Annotated in this window: 18 protein-coding genes; 16 read left to right on the top strand and 2 right to left on the bottom strand. The window is 67.8% G+C overall.

The genetic code is table 11. From position 1 onward, the window contains the following. The first annotated feature begins 68 nt into the window (after positions 1-68). The 13 genes from fliF to fliR all read left to right on the top strand — a co-directional run bounded on the left by fliF (position 69) and on the right by fliR (position 11,313). Entirely contained in the window at positions 69-1,784 is a 1,716-nt protein-coding gene (fliF, locus tag AC1DNF_RS17275; protein ID WP_478149836.1) for a flagellar basal-body MS-ring/collar protein FliF, read from the top strand. Then, a complete protein-coding gene (gene fliG / locus AC1DNF_RS17270) occupies positions 1,774-2,772 on the top strand; it encodes a flagellar motor switch protein FliG (protein WP_478149835.1) in 999 nt (332 codons plus the stop codon). The genes fliF and fliG overlap by 11 nt, the downstream gene beginning before the upstream one ends. Then, the gene (fliH, locus tag AC1DNF_RS17265) at positions 2,759-3,541 is read left to right on the top strand and encodes a flagellar assembly protein FliH (RefSeq protein ID WP_478149834.1); all 783 of its coding nucleotides are present in this window, start codon (positions 2,759-2,761) and stop codon (positions 3,539-3,541) included. Before fliG ends, fliH begins: the two co-directional genes overlap by 14 nt. Before the next feature lie 4 nt (positions 3,542-3,545). Continuing rightward, positions 3,546-4,988 (top strand): flagellar protein export ATPase FliI, encoded by a 1,443-nt coding sequence (gene fliI / locus AC1DNF_RS17260; RefSeq protein ID WP_478149833.1) that lies wholly within the window; start codon positions 3,546-3,548, stop codon positions 4,986-4,988. Positions 4,989-5,005: 17 nt separating this feature from the next. Next, positions 5,006-5,461, top strand: coding sequence for a flagellar export protein FliJ (fliJ, locus tag AC1DNF_RS17255; RefSeq protein ID WP_478149832.1), 456 nt, complete (start codon positions 5,006-5,008; stop codon positions 5,459-5,461). 17 nt (positions 5,462-5,478) lie between these two features. Continuing rightward, positions 5,479-6,897, top strand: a complete 1,419-nt coding sequence (locus tag AC1DNF_RS17250) for a flagellar hook-length control protein FliK (RefSeq protein ID WP_478149831.1) — start codon at positions 5,479-5,481, stop codon at positions 6,895-6,897. A 136-nt stretch (positions 6,898-7,033) separates the two neighbouring features. Beyond that, positions 7,034-7,531, top strand: coding sequence for a flagellar basal body-associated protein FliL (gene fliL / locus AC1DNF_RS17245; protein WP_478149830.1), 498 nt, complete (start codon positions 7,034-7,036; stop codon positions 7,529-7,531). A gap of 21 nt (positions 7,532-7,552) precedes the next feature. Next, entirely contained in the window at positions 7,553-8,554 is a 1,002-nt protein-coding gene (fliM, locus tag AC1DNF_RS17240) for a flagellar motor switch protein FliM (RefSeq protein ID WP_478149829.1), read from the top strand. Next, entirely contained in the window at positions 8,547-8,978 is a 432-nt protein-coding gene (fliN, locus tag AC1DNF_RS17235) for a flagellar motor switch protein FliN (protein ID WP_478149828.1), read from the top strand. The genes fliM and fliN overlap by 8 nt, the downstream gene beginning before the upstream one ends. Next, positions 8,975-9,478, top strand: a complete 504-nt coding sequence (fliO, locus tag AC1DNF_RS17230; protein WP_478149827.1) for a flagellar biosynthetic protein FliO — start codon at positions 8,975-8,977, stop codon at positions 9,476-9,478. Before fliN ends, fliO begins: the two co-directional genes overlap by 4 nt. Next, complete coding sequence (gene fliP, locus AC1DNF_RS17225; protein WP_478149826.1) at positions 9,475-10,233, top strand: flagellar type III secretion system pore protein FliP; 759 nt, start codon at positions 9,475-9,477, stop codon at positions 10,231-10,233. Before fliO ends, fliP begins: the two co-directional genes overlap by 4 nt. Before the next feature lie 16 nt (positions 10,234-10,249). After that, the gene (gene fliQ / locus AC1DNF_RS17220; protein ID WP_478149825.1) at positions 10,250-10,519 is read left to right on the top strand and encodes a flagellar biosynthesis protein FliQ; all 270 of its coding nucleotides are present in this window, start codon (positions 10,250-10,252) and stop codon (positions 10,517-10,519) included. 8 nt (positions 10,520-10,527) lie between these two features. Beyond that, complete coding sequence (gene fliR / locus AC1DNF_RS17215; protein ID WP_478149894.1) at positions 10,528-11,313, top strand: flagellar biosynthetic protein FliR; 786 nt, start codon at positions 10,528-10,530, stop codon at positions 11,311-11,313. A gap of 4 nt (positions 11,314-11,317) precedes the next feature. Here fliR and AC1DNF_RS17210 read toward each other — a convergent pair whose 3' ends face one another. Continuing rightward, positions 11,318-12,211 (bottom strand): LysR family transcriptional regulator, encoded by an 894-nt coding sequence (locus tag AC1DNF_RS17210; protein ID WP_478149824.1) that lies wholly within the window; start codon positions 12,209-12,211, stop codon positions 11,318-11,320. Between the two features lie 142 nt (positions 12,212-12,353). Here AC1DNF_RS17210 and wrbA point away from each other — a divergent pair, with 142 nt between their 5' ends. Beyond that, the gene (gene wrbA / locus AC1DNF_RS17205) at positions 12,354-12,953 is read left to right on the top strand and encodes an NAD(P)H:quinone oxidoreductase (protein WP_478149823.1); all 600 of its coding nucleotides are present in this window, start codon (positions 12,354-12,356) and stop codon (positions 12,951-12,953) included. A 38-nt stretch (positions 12,954-12,991) separates the two neighbouring features. On the opposite strand, the gene AC1DNF_RS17200 is transcribed toward wrbA, so the two are convergent. Then, positions 12,992-13,468, bottom strand: coding sequence for a MarR family winged helix-turn-helix transcriptional regulator (locus tag AC1DNF_RS17200; protein ID WP_478149822.1), 477 nt, complete (start codon positions 13,466-13,468; stop codon positions 12,992-12,994). Between the two features lie 122 nt (positions 13,469-13,590). Here AC1DNF_RS17200 and AC1DNF_RS17195 point away from each other — a divergent pair, with 122 nt between their 5' ends. Together AC1DNF_RS17195 and AC1DNF_RS17190 are read left to right on the top strand one after the other, a co-directional pair. After that, positions 13,591-14,727: a substrate-binding domain-containing protein gene (locus AC1DNF_RS17195; RefSeq protein ID WP_478149821.1), complete on the top strand. Its 1,137-nt coding sequence runs from the start codon at positions 13,591-13,593 to the stop codon at positions 14,725-14,727. A 178-nt stretch (positions 14,728-14,905) separates the two neighbouring features. After that, a complete protein-coding gene (locus AC1DNF_RS17190) occupies positions 14,906-16,423 on the top strand; it encodes an amidase (RefSeq protein ID WP_478149820.1) in 1,518 nt (505 codons plus the stop codon). The last annotated feature ends 40 nt before the right edge of the window (positions 16,424-16,463 follow it).

Here is a 16,463-nt window from a genome sequence, read left to right as displayed (position 1 = left end):
CGACGACTCCCTTTCCTCACCATGACCCTGGACCGCTGCGGCCCGACGGCCGTGACCGGGGCTCTCGCATGAGTGCGGCCGCATCCGCGGGCACTCTGCCGACGCCGCCCGGTCTTCCACCGCTCCTGGAACGCATGCGTGCCCAGCCGAAGCTGCCGATGATCATCGGCGCGGCAGCGCTGGTGGCCGCGGCCGCCGCTTTCATGCTCTGGAGCCGCGCTCCCGACTACAAGGTGCTCTACACCAATGTGTCGGACCGCGACGGCGGGGCGATCATCGCGTCGCTCCAGCAGATGAACGTGCCCTACAAGTTCGCCGAAGGTGGCGGCTCCATCCTGGTCGCCGGCGACAAGGTTCCGGAGATCCGCCTCAAGCTGGCGGCGCAGGGCCTGCCCAAGGCCGGCGGCGTGGGCTTCGAACTGATGGATAACCAGAAGTTCGGCACCAGCCAGTTCGCCGAACAGGTGAACTACCAGCGCGCGCTCGAAGGCGAGCTGGCGCGCTCGATCGAGTCGATCGGCACGGTCGAATCGGCGCGCGTCCATCTGGCGCTGCCGAAGCAGACGCTCTTCGTGCGGGACCAGAAGAAGCCCTCTGCCTCGGTGGTGCTGACGCTGCAGCGCGGCCGCAGCATCGACGAAGGCCAGGTCAGCGCGATCGTGCACATGATCTCCAGCAGCGTGCCGGACCTGGAAGCCAACAGCGTGACGGTGGTCGACCAGCGCGGCAATCTGCTGTCGGCGGCCAAGACCTCCGCGCGCGGGCTGGACGTGAGCCAACTCAAGTACGCGCAGGAGATCGAGCAGGGCTACATCCGGCGCATCGAGGCAATCCTGCAGCCGATCGTCGGCGCCAGCAATGTGCGGGCGCAGGTGGTGGCCGACATCGACTTCTCCGTGGTCGAGAACACCGACGAGCGCTATCAGCCCAACCAGAATCCCGGCAGCGCCGCGATCCGCAGCCAGCAGTCGAGCGAGTCGACGCAGCATGGCGGCACGCCGGCGGGCGGCATCCCGGGCGCGTTGTCGAATCAGCCGCCGATCAACCCGACCGCGCCCATCACGGCGCCCCGCGCGCCAGGTGCGCCGGGAGCACCGGCGGCCCCGGCGGCCCCGGGGGCTGCCGCCACGACGGCGACCACGGCGCCGACCGGTCCCGGCAGCGCACGCAAGGACACGACCACCAACTACGAACTCGACCGCACGATCCGTCACGTGCAGCAGAGCGCCGGCGGCATCAAGCGCCTGTCCGTCGCGGTGGTGGTGAACAATCGCGACGTCACCGACGGCGCAGGCAAGACGAGCACCCGCGCGCTGACGCCGGCCGAGCTCGAACAGATCCGCAACCTGTCGAAGGAAGCCATGGGCTTCAGCCAGGAGCGCGGCGACTCGCTCAACGTGGTCAACAGCGAGTTCGCCCGTGAAAGCGACGGTCCGGCGCCCGAAGTACCCTACTGGCGCGACCCGCAGAACATCGACCTCGCCAAGACCATCGGCCAGTACCTGCTGATCGCGGCGCTCGCACTCTTCGCCTGGTTCGCCGTGCTTCGGCCCGTGTTGCGCAAGCACCTGGCCCCGCCCGCCCCGCCGGCACCTCCGGTGAGCGAGGAACCGGTGGTGTCCAGCGCGCCGCCGGCGGAGACGATCTCGCCCGAAGAAGCCCTGCGCCAGCGCGAGGCGAACCGCCACCGGGCGGACATGGAATACGCCCAGCACCTCGCCGACCAGGACCCCAAGCTGGTCGCCACCTTGATCCAGCACTGGATGAGCTCCCATGACCAATGAACTTGGAACCCGCAAGAGCGCCATCCTCCTGATGGCGCTGGGTGAAGACCGCGCTGCCGCGGCGCTGAACAATCTGGCAACGCCCGAGGTGCAGACGCTGGGCCTGTCGATGGCCAAGCTGACCTCGGTGTCCAAGGAAGAGCTCGCGAACGTGTTGCGCGAGTTCCGCGAGGAAACCGAGCAGTTGTCGGCCCTGCACCTGGGCTCGAGCACCTACATCCGCGCGGTGCTCAAGAAGGCGCTCGGCGACGACCGGGCGACCCATCTGCTGGAAGACATCCTGCAGCCGGAAGAACCGCACGGCGGCATCGAGCGGCTCAACGAACTCGAGGCCGGCGAAGTGGCCGAGCTCATCCGCGACGAACATCCGCAGATCCTCGCCACACTGCTCATTCACCTGGACCGGATGAAGGCCTCCGAGGTGCTCGAGAAGCTGGCGCCGCGCCTGCGCCATGACGTCATCATGCGCATCGCCACTTTCGGCGGCGTGCAGCCCTCGGCGCTCAACGAGCTGACCGATGTGCTGACCGAGATGCTGTCGGGCCAGGGCCTCAAGCGCAGCCGACTGGGTGGCGTGAGAACGGCAGCGGAGATCGTCAACCTGATGAGCAGCACGCAGGAAGAGGAAGCGATCGCCCATGTGCGGGAACACGACGACGCGCTCGCCCAGCGCATCGTCGACGAGATGTTCGTGTTCGAGAACCTGCTGGGGCTCGAAGACCGCAGCATCCAGCGCCTGCTCAAGGACATCGAATCCGACTCGCTCATCATCGCGCTCAAGGGCTCGCCGCAGGAACTGCGCGACAAGTTCCTCAACAACATGTCGCAGCGCGCGGCCGAGACGCTTCGCGAGGACATGGAGCTGCGCGGCCCGGTGCGGGTCTCGCAGGTCGAGACCGAGCAGAAGGCCATCCTGCAGGTCGCTCGCCGCCTTGCCGAGGCCGGCGAAATCGTGATCTCGGCGCCGGGCACCGATGACTTCGTCTAACGCCCCCGCTCCCGCCGGTTCGCGCGCCAGCCTGGCCGCGCTCTACACGGCCACGCGCGCGGCCGCCGCGCCCGCGCCCAAGCCTACGCTCTCCGCCTGGGAGCGCTGGGAGATGGCAACGCTCACCGATGACGCGAAGGTGCCGAGCGCGGCGCTGCGCAAGGCCCTCGAACGCGCCGCTGCGGCGCCGCCGCCGCCCACGCCCGCGATCGACAAGGCAGAGCTTGCGCGCCTGCGCCAGGAGGCGCGCGCGGCCGGCGAAGCACAGGGTCGCAGCGAAGGATGGGCGCGGGGCCATGCCGAGGGCCATACCGAAGGCCTGGCCGCCGGCCTCGCGGCCGCCAGCGTTCATGCGGAGCATCTGCTCGCGCTCGCCGCCACCTTGCCGGCCGCGCTTCGCCGTGCCGAAGCCGAGCTGGCCGACACCATCCTGACGCTCGCGCTCGACGTGGCCCGCCAGGTGGTGCACCGCACCTTGCGCGCCGAGCCGGAGTGGGTTCTTCCGCTGGTGCGCGATTTCCTCAACGCCGAGCCCGCGCTGCAGGGCGAGCCGCGCCTGCTGCTGCATCCCGACGACGTGGCGCTGGTGCAGAACAGCCTGGGCAACGAACTCCAGATCGCCGGTTGGCAGGTGCGCGCCGACGACACCCTGGCTCGCGGCGGCTGCCGCGTCCAGTCCGCCAGCGGCGAGATGGACGGAAGCCTCGAGACACGCTGGAAGAGCGTCACCGCGGCGCTGCGTCGCGACGCCGACGCACAGGGAATCTGAACCGATGCCGATCCAAGCCACGCACCAGCCCGCCACGGCGCAGGCCGATGCTCCCAATCCCCATCTGCAGTCCTGGCTCGGCACGCTCGCCAAGGCGCGCGTCGATGTCAACTGCTGCCCGACCACCGCCACTTCGGGCCGTCTGACGCGTGCGGTCGGGCTGGTGCTCGAAGCGGTCGGGCTCCAGTTGCCCGTCGGCAGCGACTGCCTGATCGAATTGCCCCCGGGCTATCCGCAGCGTCACGCCGAAGCCGAAGTCGTCGGCTTCGCCGGCGACCGGCTCTTCCTGATGTCGCAGACCGAGGTGGCGGGCCTGCTGCCCGGCGCGAAGGTCTTTGCGCGGCCGGGCACGCCGGAACCGGGCATGCCCGGCGACACCCACACCAAGCGGCTGCCGGTGGGCCTGGGCATGCTGGGCCGCGTGGTCGATGCCGCGGGGCGGCCGCTCGACGGGCTGGGCCCGCTGGACTTTACCCGCAAGGTTCCCCTGTCTTCGCCGCCGATCAATCCGCTGTCGCGCGCGCCCATCGATTCGGTGCTCGACGTCGGCGTGCGCGCCATCAACGGCATGCTCACGGTCGGGCGCGGCCAGCGCATGGGGCTGTTCGCCGGTTCCGGCGTGGGCAAGAGCGTGCTGCTGGGCATGATGGCGCGCTACACGAGCGCCGAGGTGATCGTCGTGGGACTGATCGGCGAGCGCGGCCGCGAGGTCAAGGATTTCATCGAGAACACGCTGGGCGAGGAAGGCCTGGCGCGCGCAGTGGTGGTGGCCGCCCCCGCCGACAATTCGCCGCTGCTGCGGCTGCAGGGCGCGGCCTATGCCACCTGCCTGGCCGAGCACTTCCGCGATCTGGGCAAGGATGTGCTGCTCATCATGGATTCGCTCACCCGCTATGCGATGGCGCAGCGCGAGATCGCACTGGCGGTGGGCGAGCCGCCCGCCACCAAGGGCTATCCGCCTTCGGTGTTCGCGCGGCTGCCGGCGCTGGTCGAGCGGGCCGGCAACGGCGCGCGCGACGCGCAGGGCCGCGGCGGCTCGATCACGGCCTTCTACACCGTGCTCTCGGAGGGCGACGACCAGCAGGACCCAATCGCGGATTCGGCGCGCGCGATCCTGGACGGCCACGTGGTGCTGTCGCGCTCGCTCGCCGAAGCGGGCCACTACCCGGCGATCGACATCGAGGCTTCGATCAGCCGCGCCATGACCTCGCTGATCACGCCGACGCAATTCGACACCGTGCGGCGCTTCAAGCAGATGCTGTCGCGCTACCAGCGCAACCGCGACCTGATCAGTGTCGGCGCCTATGCGCCGGGTCACGACCAGCAGTTGGACCAGGCGATCGCGATGTATCCCAGGATCGAGAGCTTCCTGCAGCAGTCGATGCACGAACGCTCCGACTACGCCGCATCGACCTTGCAGATGCGCAGCCTCTTCGAATCGAAATGATGGATTGAAGGAGCCCCATGTCCCAGAAGCTTCCCCTCGACATGCTGACCGACCTGGCCCGCAACAAGACTGACGAATCCGCGCGGCGCCTGGGCGCGCTGCAGACGGCCGTGATCAGCGCCAGCCAGAAGCTGGAGCTGCTGCTGCAGTACCGCCAGGACTACCACAACCAGCTCGACGCGCTGATGCGTGAAGGGCTCGCCTCGTCGCGCTGGGCCAACTACCGGAACTTCCTGGGCACGCTGGATGCCGCCATCGACCAGCAGCGCGCCATCGCCGCCCAGGCCGAGAGCCGGCTCGACCATGGACGCACGGACTGGCGGCAGCAGAAGCGCCGCCTCAATTCCTTCGACACGCTCGCCGAACGCGCGCGCCAGCAGGAAATGCTGGCGCAGGCCAAACGCGAGCAACGCGACAGCGACGAACGATCGGCCCGGAAGTTCATCGACCGCGGCTCCAATCCCACGCATTGAAAACCCCAGGAACCGATATGCCTTCCCTGATCATGCCCCCCGTCAGTCCGAATGCTTCGGGTCTGCCGGTATCGAATTCCGCTTCGCGCGGCCGCGCCGGCGAGCAGCCGGAGGGCCGCAGCTTCGGCGCGGCCCTGGACCGCTCGCGGGCGGCCGCCGACCAGACGCCGGAGGATACGAATGCCGCCGTGGTCGAACGGCTGATCGCCCGCAAGATGCTGCCCGCCGACGAAAAGAAGGACGATCCTCCGGCCGACCTGGTGAACATGGCCCTGCTTGCCGCCGCCCAGATGCCGGTCGATGCGGCCGCGGCGGCTGCCCGCACGACGGCACAGGCCGCGGGCACGGCTGCCGATGGCGCCGCCGCACCCGTGGCGAATGCGAACACGGCCATCGCGCAGGCCGGGTCGCCGGCCGATGCGGTGGCCGGGGCACTGCCTGGCGCCGGCCTCGACACTGGATCCGACGCGGAGGCGGCCAAGGCGCCCCTCACGGCCGAGGAAATCGTCAAGGCGGCGACGGCGCTCGCGGCCAAGGCCGCCGCGCCGGCCGACGCACAGGCAGGGGCGCCCCAGACCACGCCGCCCGCGGCCACGGGCAAGACCGAAGCCGGCGCGCAAGCGTCGGCGATCGGCGCCGCCTTGCAGCCGCCGGCAGCCGCCATCCCTGGTGCCGCGAGTGCGGCGGGTGTGTCGGCCGCGGCCGGCGCCGCGGGCAGCGCGGACCGCACGGCCTCGGCCGCGCGCGACGGCGCGCCTGCGGCGAAGGATGGGCAGAAGGCCAAGGACGCCGCCACCAAGGCGACGGACGCCACCAGCGAGCTCACGGTCGCACGGGCAGCGAACACGAACTCCGCCGGCGGCCAGGACCCGGCCCCCACCACAAGCCCGTTGGCGGCAACGGCGACGCCGCAGATCATGGCAAGCGCCACGGACAAGCCCGCCGCCGCGGGGGAACGCGCACCGGTCCTGTCGGTGGCCCCGCCCGTGGGCAGCGACGAATGGGGCCCGGCGATCGGCCAGCAGATGCTGCGCATGACGGCCGGCGGCCACCAGGTGGCCGAACTCAATCTCAACCCGGCCGGCCTCGGCCCGCTCAAGGTGACGCTGTCGATCGGCGACAACCAGGCGCAGGCGATGTTCGTGTCGGCCCATGAAAGCGTGCGCAAGGCCGTCGAGGCCGCGCTGCCGCAGCTACGCACGACGCTGGCCGAACAGGGCATCAGCCTGGGCCAGACCTCGGTAGGCGCGGAGACGCGCCAGCCCGCCGGGCAGGGCAATGCCTTCGCCCAGCAGAACCCGTCGAGGCAGCAGTCGGGCTCCTCCGGCTACCCAGGCTCGGGCGGTTTCGAGGCGTCCGCGATCGCGGACGCCATGCCCGCCGCACGCGCCGCCATCCTGCGCAATGCGGGCTCGGGCGTCGACACCTTCGCCTGATCGCCCCCGCCACCCCAGCCCTCCCCGGCCGCGCGGCAATGATCGGATCTGAAGCGCTTTTCCACGCTTGATCAGCCGTTCGTTTGCCGGGGAGTTCGCAAAGAATAGACCCGAACAAAAGCTACATCGCTCCATCATGGCCACCAGTCCTCCCGTCGCTATCCCCGTCCCCGCCGCCCCGGCGCCCCGCTCGTCGAAGCTGCTCATCGCGATCCTGGTCGCGGTCGGCGTGCTCGCCGCCGGCGCGGCCGCCTACTTCCTGCTGGGCCCCAGGCTGCACGCGAGCAGCGCGGAAGCACCCAAGCAGGCACCGGCCGAGAAGCCGATCTTCGTGACGCTGGAGCCCCTGACGGTCAATCTCCAGGCGGAGGGCCGCCCACGCTTCCTGCACATCGGCATCTCGCTGAAGGTGCGCGACGAGAAGGCGAAGGCGCAGATCACCGAATCCATGCCCGAGCTGCGCAGCCGGGTTCTGATGCTGCTGTCGAACCGGCTGCCCGAGTCGCTGGTGACGACCGAAGACAAGACCAAGCTGGCCGAGGAAATCCTCGCCACGCTCGACAAGCCCCTGAGCGCCGACCAGCCCGCGCAAGGCATCACCAGCGTTTCATTCAACACCTTCGTGGTGCAGTGATCCCCTCCAGGCACGCGATCCATGGCCTATGAACAGGTTCTTTCCCAGGACGAGGTCGACGCGCTATTGCAGGGCGTCACCGGCGGCAGCGTCGACCAGACGAGCACTCCGGCACCGCCGAAGGATGGGCTTCCGGCCTACGACCTCGGCGCGCCCGACCGCGTGGTGCGCAGCCGCATGCACACGCTGGAGGTCATCAACGACCGCTTCGCGCGGGGACTGCGCGGCTCGCTGCTGAACTTCATGCGCCGCAGCCCGGACATCTCGGTCGGGCCGATCCAGATCCAGCAGTACAGCGAGTTCGTGCGCCACCTTCCGGTGCCGGCGAACATCAACATGATGCACATGAAGCCGCTGCGGGGAACCGCGCTCTTCGTGTTCGACCCGAAGCTGGTGTTCCTGGTGGTGGACAACCTCTTCGGCAGCGACGGCCGCTACCACGTGCGCGTCGAAGGGCGCGATTTCACCCGCACCGAGCAGCGCATCATCAAGCGCCTGCTGGACCTATCCCTCCAGTGCTACGGGGATGCATGGCAGCCGGTGTTTCCGCTGGCCTTCGACTATGTGCGCGCCGAGATGCACGGCAAGCTCGCCAACATCGTCGCGCCCAACGAGGTGGTGATCAACACCACGCTGCAGATCGAGTTCGGCCCCGTGGGCGGCTTCCTGCACGTGTGCATCCCCTACTCGATGATCGAGCCGATCCGCGACCTGCTGTCCAACCCGATCCAGGACGAGATCGAGGTCGACAAGCGCTGGGTCACGCAGATGTCCAGGCAGATGCAGAGCGCCGACGTCGAGCTCGTCGCGGATTTCGTGAAGATGGACTCGACCATCGGTGAAGTCCTCAAGCTCCAGGTCGGCGACGTGCTGCCGATCGAGTTGCCGACGACGGTCACGGCCAAGGTCGACGGCATTCCCGTGATGGAGTGCGGATTCGGCACCTCGAACGACCGCTACGCCCTGCGCGTGCTACAGATGATCACCCACCAAGACAGCGATTTGAAGAACGACCATGACTGACAACACCTCTTCCGGCAGCGACATGGACGACTGGGCCAGCGCCCTGGCGGAACAGACCTCGGCCGCCGCCCCGGCGCCCGCCCCCGTGGCGGCGCCCGCGAGCGCCCAGGTCTTCCAGCAGATCCCCGAGCCCGCGCCATCCGCCGGCGGCATGCCGTCCGTGGACATCGCGCGGGTGCTCGACGTGCCGGTGCAATTGACCGCCGAGATCGGCCGCACCCGCATCACCATCAAGAGCCTGCTGCAACTGTCGCAAGGCTCCGTGGTGGAACTCGACGGATTGGCCGGCCAGCCGCTGGATGTGCTGATCAACGGCTACCTGATCGCGCAGGGCGAAGTGGTGGTGGTGAATGACAAGTACGGCATTCGCCTGACCGACATCATCACGCCCTCCGAGCGCATGCAGAAGCTCAGCCGGGCATGACGATCCGCCGCCGGCCGAGCGCCGCCTTCCTGCTGGCGAACGTGGGCGCGCTCTGCGCCCGCGCAGCCCATGCCGCATTGCCCACGGTGCCCACGCCGGTGCACGAGCAGGCGCCCGCCGCGGGCGTCTCGGGACTGATGCAGGCGGGCTTCGGCATGCTGGTCGTGCTGGGGCTGATCTTCCTCTGCGCGTGGCTGGTACGGCGCTTCGGCCTGCAGCGCTTCGGCGGCGGGCAGGTCGTCAAGGTGGTATCGAGTTCCATGGTCGGCCAGCGCGAACGCGTGGTCGTGGTGGAAGTGGGCGCCACCTGGCTGGTGCTGGGCGTCACCGCCAGCCAGGTCAACACCCTGCACACCTTGCCGGCGCAGGCCGTTCCCGAATCGTCGGCGACGGCCTCCTCCATGCCCGACTCGCCCCTGCGCAAACCCATCGACCTGTTCGCGCAGAAGCTGCGCGAATCGCTCACGGGCAAGACACGCCCCACCGGCCCCAACGCATGATGCACCTCCTCGTTCGTCGATGCCTGCGCGGGGCGGTCCTTGTGCTGGCCGCCGCATTGCCCCTGGCGGCCTGGAGCCAGGGCCTGCCCGGCCTCACCAGCACGCCCGGCCCCGGCGGCAGCCAGACCTGGTCGCTCAGCGTCCAGACCATGGTGCTGCTGACCTCGCTGTCCTTCCTGCCCGCGCTGCTGCTGTCGATGACCAGCTTCACGCGCATCCTGATCGTGCTGGGCCTGATGCGCACGGCTATCGGCACGCAGTCATCGCCGCCCAACCAGGTGCTGGTGGGGCTGTCGCTCTTCCTGACCTTCTTCGTGATGTCGCCCGTGCTCGACAAGGCCTACAGCGAGGCCTACAAGCCCTTCTCTGAGAACAAGATCAGCGCCGAAAAGGCGCTCGATCTCGGCATCGCGCCCTTCAAGACCTTCATGCTCAAGCAGACGCGCGAGAGCGACCTCGCGCTGTTCGCGAAGCTGGCCAAGGTGCCCGACATGCAGGGGCCGGAAGACGTGCCGCTGCGCATCCTGCTGCCTTCCTTCGTGATCAGCGAGCTCAAGACGGCGTTCCAGATCGGCTTCACCATCTTCATTCCGTTCCTGATCATCGACCTGGTGGTGGCGAGCGTGCTGATGTCCATGGGCATGATGATGGTGCCGCCGGCCACCATCGCCCTGCCCTTCAAGCTGATGCTCTTCGTGCTGGCCGACGGCTGGCAGTTGCTGATCGGCGCGCTGGCCCAGAGCTTCTACCAATAGCTTGCGGAGAATCCGAATGACCCCCGAAACCGTCATGACCATGGGCTACCGGGCCATCGAGATTTCGCTGCTGCTGGGCGCGCCCCTGCTGCTGGTGGCGCTGATCATCGGCCTGGTCATCAGCATCTTCCAGGCGGCCACGCAGATCAACGAAGCCACGCTGTCCTTCATTCCCAAGCTGCTGGCGGTGGCCGCGACGCTGGTGATCGCCGGGCCGTGGATGCTCGAACGCATGCTCGACTACATGCGAACACTGTTCGCGAGCATTCCGACACTCGTGTCGTGACGCCTTCGATCCTTTCCGTCACCTCGGCGGAACTGAACGCGTGGACGGTGGCCTTCCTGTGGCCCTTCATCCGAATGCTGGCGCTCATCAGCACCTCGCCGATCTTCGGCGAGATGTGGGTGCCGCGGCGGCTGAAGGTCGGCATGGCGGCGATCCTCGCCATCGTTCTCGCGCCGACGCTGGGCCCGATGCCCGCCGTGCCGATCGTGTCCGGCGCCGGCGTGTGGATCATCGCCCAGCAGTTTGTCATCGGCGCCGCGATGGGCTTCTCCATGCGCATCGTGTTCGCCGCCGTCGGGGCCGCGGGCGAATACATCGGCCTGCAGATGGGCCTGTCTTTCGCGTCCTTCTACGACCCGATGAGCCGCGGCTCGACCGTGGTGGTCGGAAGCCTGCTGAACATGCTGGCCATGCTGATCTTCCTGGCGGTGGACGGCCATCTGATGCTGATCACCGCGCTGGCGGAAAGCTTCCACACGCTGCCGATCGCCGACGCGCCGCTGGCGGCCAATGGCTGGATGTTCCTGGTGCTCGGCGCCGGCGATATCTTCTCGAGCGGGCTGATGCTGGCGCTGCCGCTGGTGACGGCGCTGCTGACGCTGAACCTCGCGATGGGCATCCTGAACCGCGCTTCGCCGCAATTCAGCATCTTCGCGGTGGGTTTTCCGCTCACCCTGCTGGCGGGCATCGGCATGCTGCAACTCCTGATGCCCAATCTCGCCGCGTTCCTGGAGCCTCGCTTCGCCGCGGGTCTTGCGTCGCTGGCGCAGCTCACGCAGGCGCTTCGGCCCTGATCCGCTACGCGCCCTCCTTGAGCCGGTCGAGAAACCAGCGCCCCGCCGGACCCGGCGGCAGGTCCTTGCGGTAGGCCGCATACATCGCGATCTGCTGGATCTTCGCCTGGAAGCTTTCAAGTTCGATGACCACCAGTTCCCCCGAGGCCACGTCATCCCGAACCATCGCGCAAGGCATGTGGCCCCACCCGAAGCCGGCGCGCAGGAAGGCGTGCTTGGCGCCGAGGTCGGCCAGGCGCCAGGTGAGCGGGGAATGGACGCCGAAGGTCTTGCCCTCGCTGAGCGTCGAGCGATCGGTCAGTACGAGCTGCACGTGCCTTTCGAGTTCGCGCAGGCGGATCACGCGCTTCAGCCTGGCCAATGGATGCCCGGGCGCGACGACCGTGAGCATGTGCACGTCGAGCAAGGGCTCGGCATCCACGCCGTCGGGCACGATCGGCAGCGAGCCGATGATCCCGAGGCGGCAAACCCCGTCGAGCACGGGCTGGATCACCGCGCCCAGGGCCTCGACGTACAGCCGCAGGGGCGTATGGGGGAAGGCTTCGCGGAACGAACCGATCGCGGCCGTGAGCGAATCCATCGGATACATCACGTCCACCACCACCGACAGCTCCGGCTCCAACCCTTCGGCGATGGTGCGCGCCTTGGCCTTGAAGTCGTCCATGCCGCCGACGACCGCGCGCGCCTGCGCGAGGAGTACGCGGCCCTCCTCGGTCAGTTGCGGATAGCGGGCCATTCGATCGAACAGCCGCACCTCGATCTGCGCCTCGAGATTGGCCAGCGTCTGGCTCACGACCGATTGCGCACGCCGCAACTTCCGGCCCGCAGCAGAGAAGCTGCCCTCGTCCGCGGCGGCGATGAAGGTGCGCAGTTGATCCATGGATACGCCGTCGAGCATTGGTCTATCTATCTTTTCTGACGATGGATTGCATCGAAAGATATAGGCTTCCACGATGAATGTCCAGCTCCTAAGCTGGCGGCGATGCCCGGTCTTCCGTCGGCATTCGCTCTTCCTTCATTGTTTCTGCCTGGAAATCCTCATGACCAAAGTCCTCGTTCTCTACTACTCCTCCTACGGCCACATCGAGAAGCTGGCCGAAGCCGTCGCCGAAGGCGCGCGCAGCGCCGGCGCACAGGTCGACATCAAGCGCGTGCCGGAAACCGTGCCCACGGAAGTCGCGAAGGCTTCCCACTTCAAGCTCGACCAGGCGGCGCCCGTCGCGACGATCGGCGACCTCGAGCACTACGACGCCATCATCGTGGGCACCGGCACGCGCTTCGGCCGCATGTCCTCGCAGATGGCATCCTTCCTCGACCAGGCCGGCGGGCTGTGGATGCGCGGCGCACTCAACGGCAAGGTCGGCGGCGCTTTCAGTTCGTCTGCCACACAGCATGGCGGGCAGGAAACGACGCTGTTCTCGATCATCACGAACCTGCTGCACTTCGGCATGACGATCGTCGGCCTGCCGTACAGCCACCAGGGCCAGATGAGCGTCGATGAAATCGTGGGCGGTGCGCCCTACGGCGCCACCACCGTGGCCGGCGGCGACGGCTCGCGCCAGCCGACGGCGATCGACCTCGCAGGCGCTCGCCACCAGGGCGAACTCGTGGCGAAGACCGCCGCCAAGATCTTCGGCTGATCCTCCTGCGCCCCCTTCGCGAGAGCCTGATCCCTCGATCAGTGCGTCTCGCACTCCTCGATGAGCTTCTCGAGCAGACGCTTGAGCTGGCTCGTCTTGCGGGGGCCGAGCGCCTCCTCGATCACATCGTGGTGCGCATCCACGCTCTTCTTCAGGCGTGACACCGTCTCCAGGCCCAGATCGCTGATATAGACCAGCACCTTGCGGCTGTCCTTGGCATCGGCCGCCCGCTGCACCAGGCCGCGGCTCACCAGCTTGTCGATGTTCTTGGTCAGGGCGGGGTGGTTGAGGAGGACCTTCTCGGCCAGATCGCCCATCGGGTGCCCCTGTTCGTCAGCGAGCACCTGCAGGATGCGCCAGTGCTCCTCGGTCACCTCCTCGTCGGCGATGGACTGCGCCAGGCCGATCCGCATGCGCCGGTTGGCCGAGGCCAGAAGATAGGCCAGGTATTGCGAGATGTCTTGCTCGGGCGTGGCAGGCATGGAAATCTTGGAAGACGCGACTGGTGTCTTCATGGGTTGTACTGGGGAAGGAGTTTACGCATGATCCTTTTCCTTGGAAAGGATTGGCGCGCTTTTTGCGATAGCTCTCGTCGCCACGCCGTCTTGGTGCATTCGCATTCGCCCCGGAGCTTTCGATGCTGTCATACCCTGGATCGCTCGCCCGCCGCGCGCCCGACACACCGCCGGGCGCCGCGCTGCAATTTCCGCTTCGGCCCAGGCTTGCGCGCCGGGAGCTGAATGTCGCACTGTGCGTGCCGCTGGGAGGCACGGCAGGAATCTGGGGGCCCTCGGCGCTGGCATGCGCCAAGCTGGCGCTGGCCGAGCTGAACCACGACGCCGGCATCGCCGGGCAGTCGGGTCGGCTCCTCACGGTCAACGCATCCGACGACGCGCCGGACATCGAGGCGACTCTGATCGAGCTGGTCGACGCGGGCGACATCGACGCCATCATCGGCATGCACACCAGCGCAGTGCGGCAGCGCATCCTGCGCGCGGTCGGCGGGCAGATTCCCATCATCTATACCCCGCTCTACGAGGGCGGGGAATCCACGCCGGGCGTGTTCGCGATCGGCGAGACGACCGCGCGGCAGCTGCATCCGGCGATCCAGTGGCTCGGCCAGCGCAAGCATCCGCGACGCTGGTTCGCCATCGGCAACGACTATGTGTGGCCCCACGTGTCCCACCGGCTGGCGCGCGGCTACATCGCCGAGGCGGGCGCGGAACTCGTCGGCGAGCGCTACGTGCCCTTCGGCACCACTGACTACTCGGAAGCGCTCGACGAACTGCGCCACAGCAGGGCCGACGCGGTGCTGCTCTCGCTGGTCGGGCAGGACGCCGTGGACTTCAACCGCGCCTTCGGGCGGGCGGGCCTCTCGCGCTCGATGCTTCGGCTGTCGTGCGCCATCGGCGAGAACGAATTGCTGGGCATCGGCGCCGAGAACGCCGAGGATCTTTACGTGGCCTGCGGCTACTTCGCGACGCTCGAAACCGATGCCAACCTCGCGTTCAAGGAGCGCTACCGGGCGCACTTCGGCGAGCGCGCGCCGACGCTCAACACCTTCGGCCAATCGACCTACGAGGGGCTACATTTTCTCGCGGCGTTGTTCGGCGCGGGCCCGCGCGCGTCGAGCCGCACCGAGCTCCTGGGCGAAGCGCCGATGGCCTACCGCAGCGCGCGGGACGCCGCCTATGAAGGCGGCGGCGTGAGCCGCACGCCGATCTATCTCGCGCGCGCCGAAGGCAATGCCTTCCGCGTGCTCACGAGGCTGTGATTCCGCTTGCGGGTGTCGCCTTCCGCCAGTCTTTTTTATTTTCCAAGGAAAACAAAATGCTTGACTTGGAAAATATCGACCACCAAAATGCGAGCGCGATGAGCTTGTAGCGCCGACCGGTTCAGGGTCCGCGACCAGAGCCCATCGCGACCTCAACAAAACCGCGGAGTCACAAGCCATGGCCATCAAACGCCCCACCCTCGACCAGCTGCAGGACGTCGCCCTCAGCCTGGGCATCCATCTGTCGGAAGAACAGGCCAACGTCTACAACACGCTGCTGCAGCCCAACTTCGACGCCTACGACGCCGTCGATGCGATGCCCGACTACGTGCCTGCTGTCAGCTACGCGCGCACGCCCGGCTACCGTCCCTCGGGCGAAGAGAACAAGTACGGCGCCTGGTATGTCAAGACCACGATCAAGGGCAAGCCCGAAGGCCTGCTCGCCGGCAAGACTGTCGTGCTGAAGGACAACGTGTGCCTGGCCGGCGTGCCGATGATGAATGGGGCCTCGACCATGGAAGGCTACGTGCCCAACGTCGACGCCACCATCGTCACTCGCCTGCTCGACGCCGGCGCCACCGTGGTCGGCAAGGCGGTGTGCGAGTACTTCTGCTTCTCGGGCGGCTCGCACACCAGCGCATCCGGCCCGGTGCACAACCCGCATCGCCATGGCTACTCTGCGGGCGGATCCTCCTCCGGCAGCGCGGCGCTGGTGGCGGCGGGCGAGGTCGACCTCGCGATCGGCGGCGACCAGGGAGGCTCGATCCGCATGCCCTCCTCCTACTGCGGTATCTACGGCATGAAGGCCACGCATGGACTGGTGCCCTACACGGGCGTGATGCCGATCGAACTCACCATCGACCATACAGGTCCGATGACCGGCAACGTCACCGACAACGCGCTGATGCTGGAAGTGCTTGCCGGCCCGGACGGGCTCGATCCGCGCCAGCACGCGGGCCAGACCGCCAAGCCCTACAGCCAGTTGATGAAGGACGGCGTGCGCGGCCTGAGGATCGGCATCGTCAAGGAAGGCTTCGGCTGGCCGCAATCGGATCCAGCCGTCGACGCCAAGGTGCGCAAGGCCGCGGAAATCTTCACGCGGCTCGGCGCGACCGTGGGCGAGGTGTCGGTGCCGATGCATGCGGTCGGCCCCGCCATCTGGCTGCCGATCGCCGCCGAAGGCGCGACGCAGCAGATGATGAAGGACAACGGACACGGTTTCAACTGGAAAGGCCTGTACGTCACCGGCATGGTCGACTTCCACGCCGGCTGGAAGCAGCGGGCCGACGAACTCTCCGAGACGCTCAAGCTCACGATGGTGCTTGGCGAGTACTTCATCAAACACTACCGGGGCCATTACTACGCGAAGGCGCAGAACCTCGCCCGGCAGCTGACGGCCGCCTACGACAGCGCGCTCTGCGACTTCGACGTGCTGCTGATGCCCACGCTGCCTCTGACGGCCACGCCGATTCCGAAGCCCGGCGCGCCGGTGGAAGAAGTGATCACACGCGCCTTCGAGATGCTGCCCAACACCTGTCCCTTCGACGTCACAGGCCACCCATCGATGAGCATTCCCTGCGGTCTCGTCGACGGACTGCCGGTCGGGATGATGCTGACAGGCAGGTTCTACGACGAAGCCACCATCTACCGCGCCGCCTATGCCTTCGAGCAGGCCGGCGACTGGAAGTCGATCTGACCGTCTGTCCGACGGTGATCAAGCCCCATTCACATCAAGA

It is taken from the genome of Variovorax sp. 01T432, assembly GCF_056398605.1.
The sequence above is the reverse complement of the archived record's forward strand: the minus strand, read 5'-3'. Positions and strand labels throughout refer to the sequence as shown.

What these genes read in the sequence shown, in the direction of transcription:
- fliF (WP_478149836.1), top strand. Translation starts at nt 69, where the DNA reads ATGAGTGCGGCCGCATCCGCGGGCACTCTGCCGACGCCGCCCGGTCTT.
- fliG (WP_478149835.1), top strand. Translation starts at nt 1,774, where the DNA reads ATGACCAATGAACTTGGAACCCGCAAGAGCGCCATCCTCCTGATGGCG.
- fliH (WP_478149834.1), top strand. Translation starts at nt 2,759, where the DNA reads ATGACTTCGTCTAACGCCCCCGCTCCCGCCGGTTCGCGCGCCAGCCTG.
- fliI (WP_478149833.1), top strand. Translation starts at nt 3,546, where the DNA reads ATGCCGATCCAAGCCACGCACCAGCCCGCCACGGCGCAGGCCGATGCT.
- fliJ (WP_478149832.1), top strand. Translation starts at nt 5,006, where the DNA reads ATGTCCCAGAAGCTTCCCCTCGACATGCTGACCGACCTGGCCCGCAAC.
- AC1DNF_RS17250 (WP_478149831.1), top strand. Translation starts at nt 5,479, where the DNA reads ATGCCTTCCCTGATCATGCCCCCCGTCAGTCCGAATGCTTCGGGTCTG.
- fliL (WP_478149830.1), top strand. Translation starts at nt 7,034, where the DNA reads ATGGCCACCAGTCCTCCCGTCGCTATCCCCGTCCCCGCCGCCCCGGCG.
- fliM (WP_478149829.1), top strand. Translation starts at nt 7,553, where the DNA reads ATGGCCTATGAACAGGTTCTTTCCCAGGACGAGGTCGACGCGCTATTG.
- fliN (WP_478149828.1), top strand. Translation starts at nt 8,547, where the DNA reads ATGACTGACAACACCTCTTCCGGCAGCGACATGGACGACTGGGCCAGC.
- fliO (WP_478149827.1), top strand. Translation starts at nt 8,975, where the DNA reads ATGACGATCCGCCGCCGGCCGAGCGCCGCCTTCCTGCTGGCGAACGTG.
- fliP (WP_478149826.1), top strand. Translation starts at nt 9,475, where the DNA reads ATGATGCACCTCCTCGTTCGTCGATGCCTGCGCGGGGCGGTCCTTGTG.
- fliQ (WP_478149825.1), top strand. Translation starts at nt 10,250, where the DNA reads ATGACCCCCGAAACCGTCATGACCATGGGCTACCGGGCCATCGAGATT.
- AC1DNF_RS17210 (WP_478149824.1), bottom strand. Translation starts at nt 12,211, where the DNA reads ATGCTCGACGGCGTATCCATGGATCAACTGCGCACCTTCATCGCCGCC.
- wrbA (WP_478149823.1), top strand. Translation starts at nt 12,354, where the DNA reads ATGACCAAAGTCCTCGTTCTCTACTACTCCTCCTACGGCCACATCGAG.
- AC1DNF_RS17200 (WP_478149822.1), bottom strand. Translation starts at nt 13,468, where the DNA reads ATGAAGACACCAGTCGCGTCTTCCAAGATTTCCATGCCTGCCACGCCC.
- AC1DNF_RS17195 (WP_478149821.1), top strand. Translation starts at nt 13,591, where the DNA reads ATGCTGTCATACCCTGGATCGCTCGCCCGCCGCGCGCCCGACACACCG.
- AC1DNF_RS17190 (WP_478149820.1), top strand. Translation starts at nt 14,906, where the DNA reads ATGGCCATCAAACGCCCCACCCTCGACCAGCTGCAGGACGTCGCCCTC.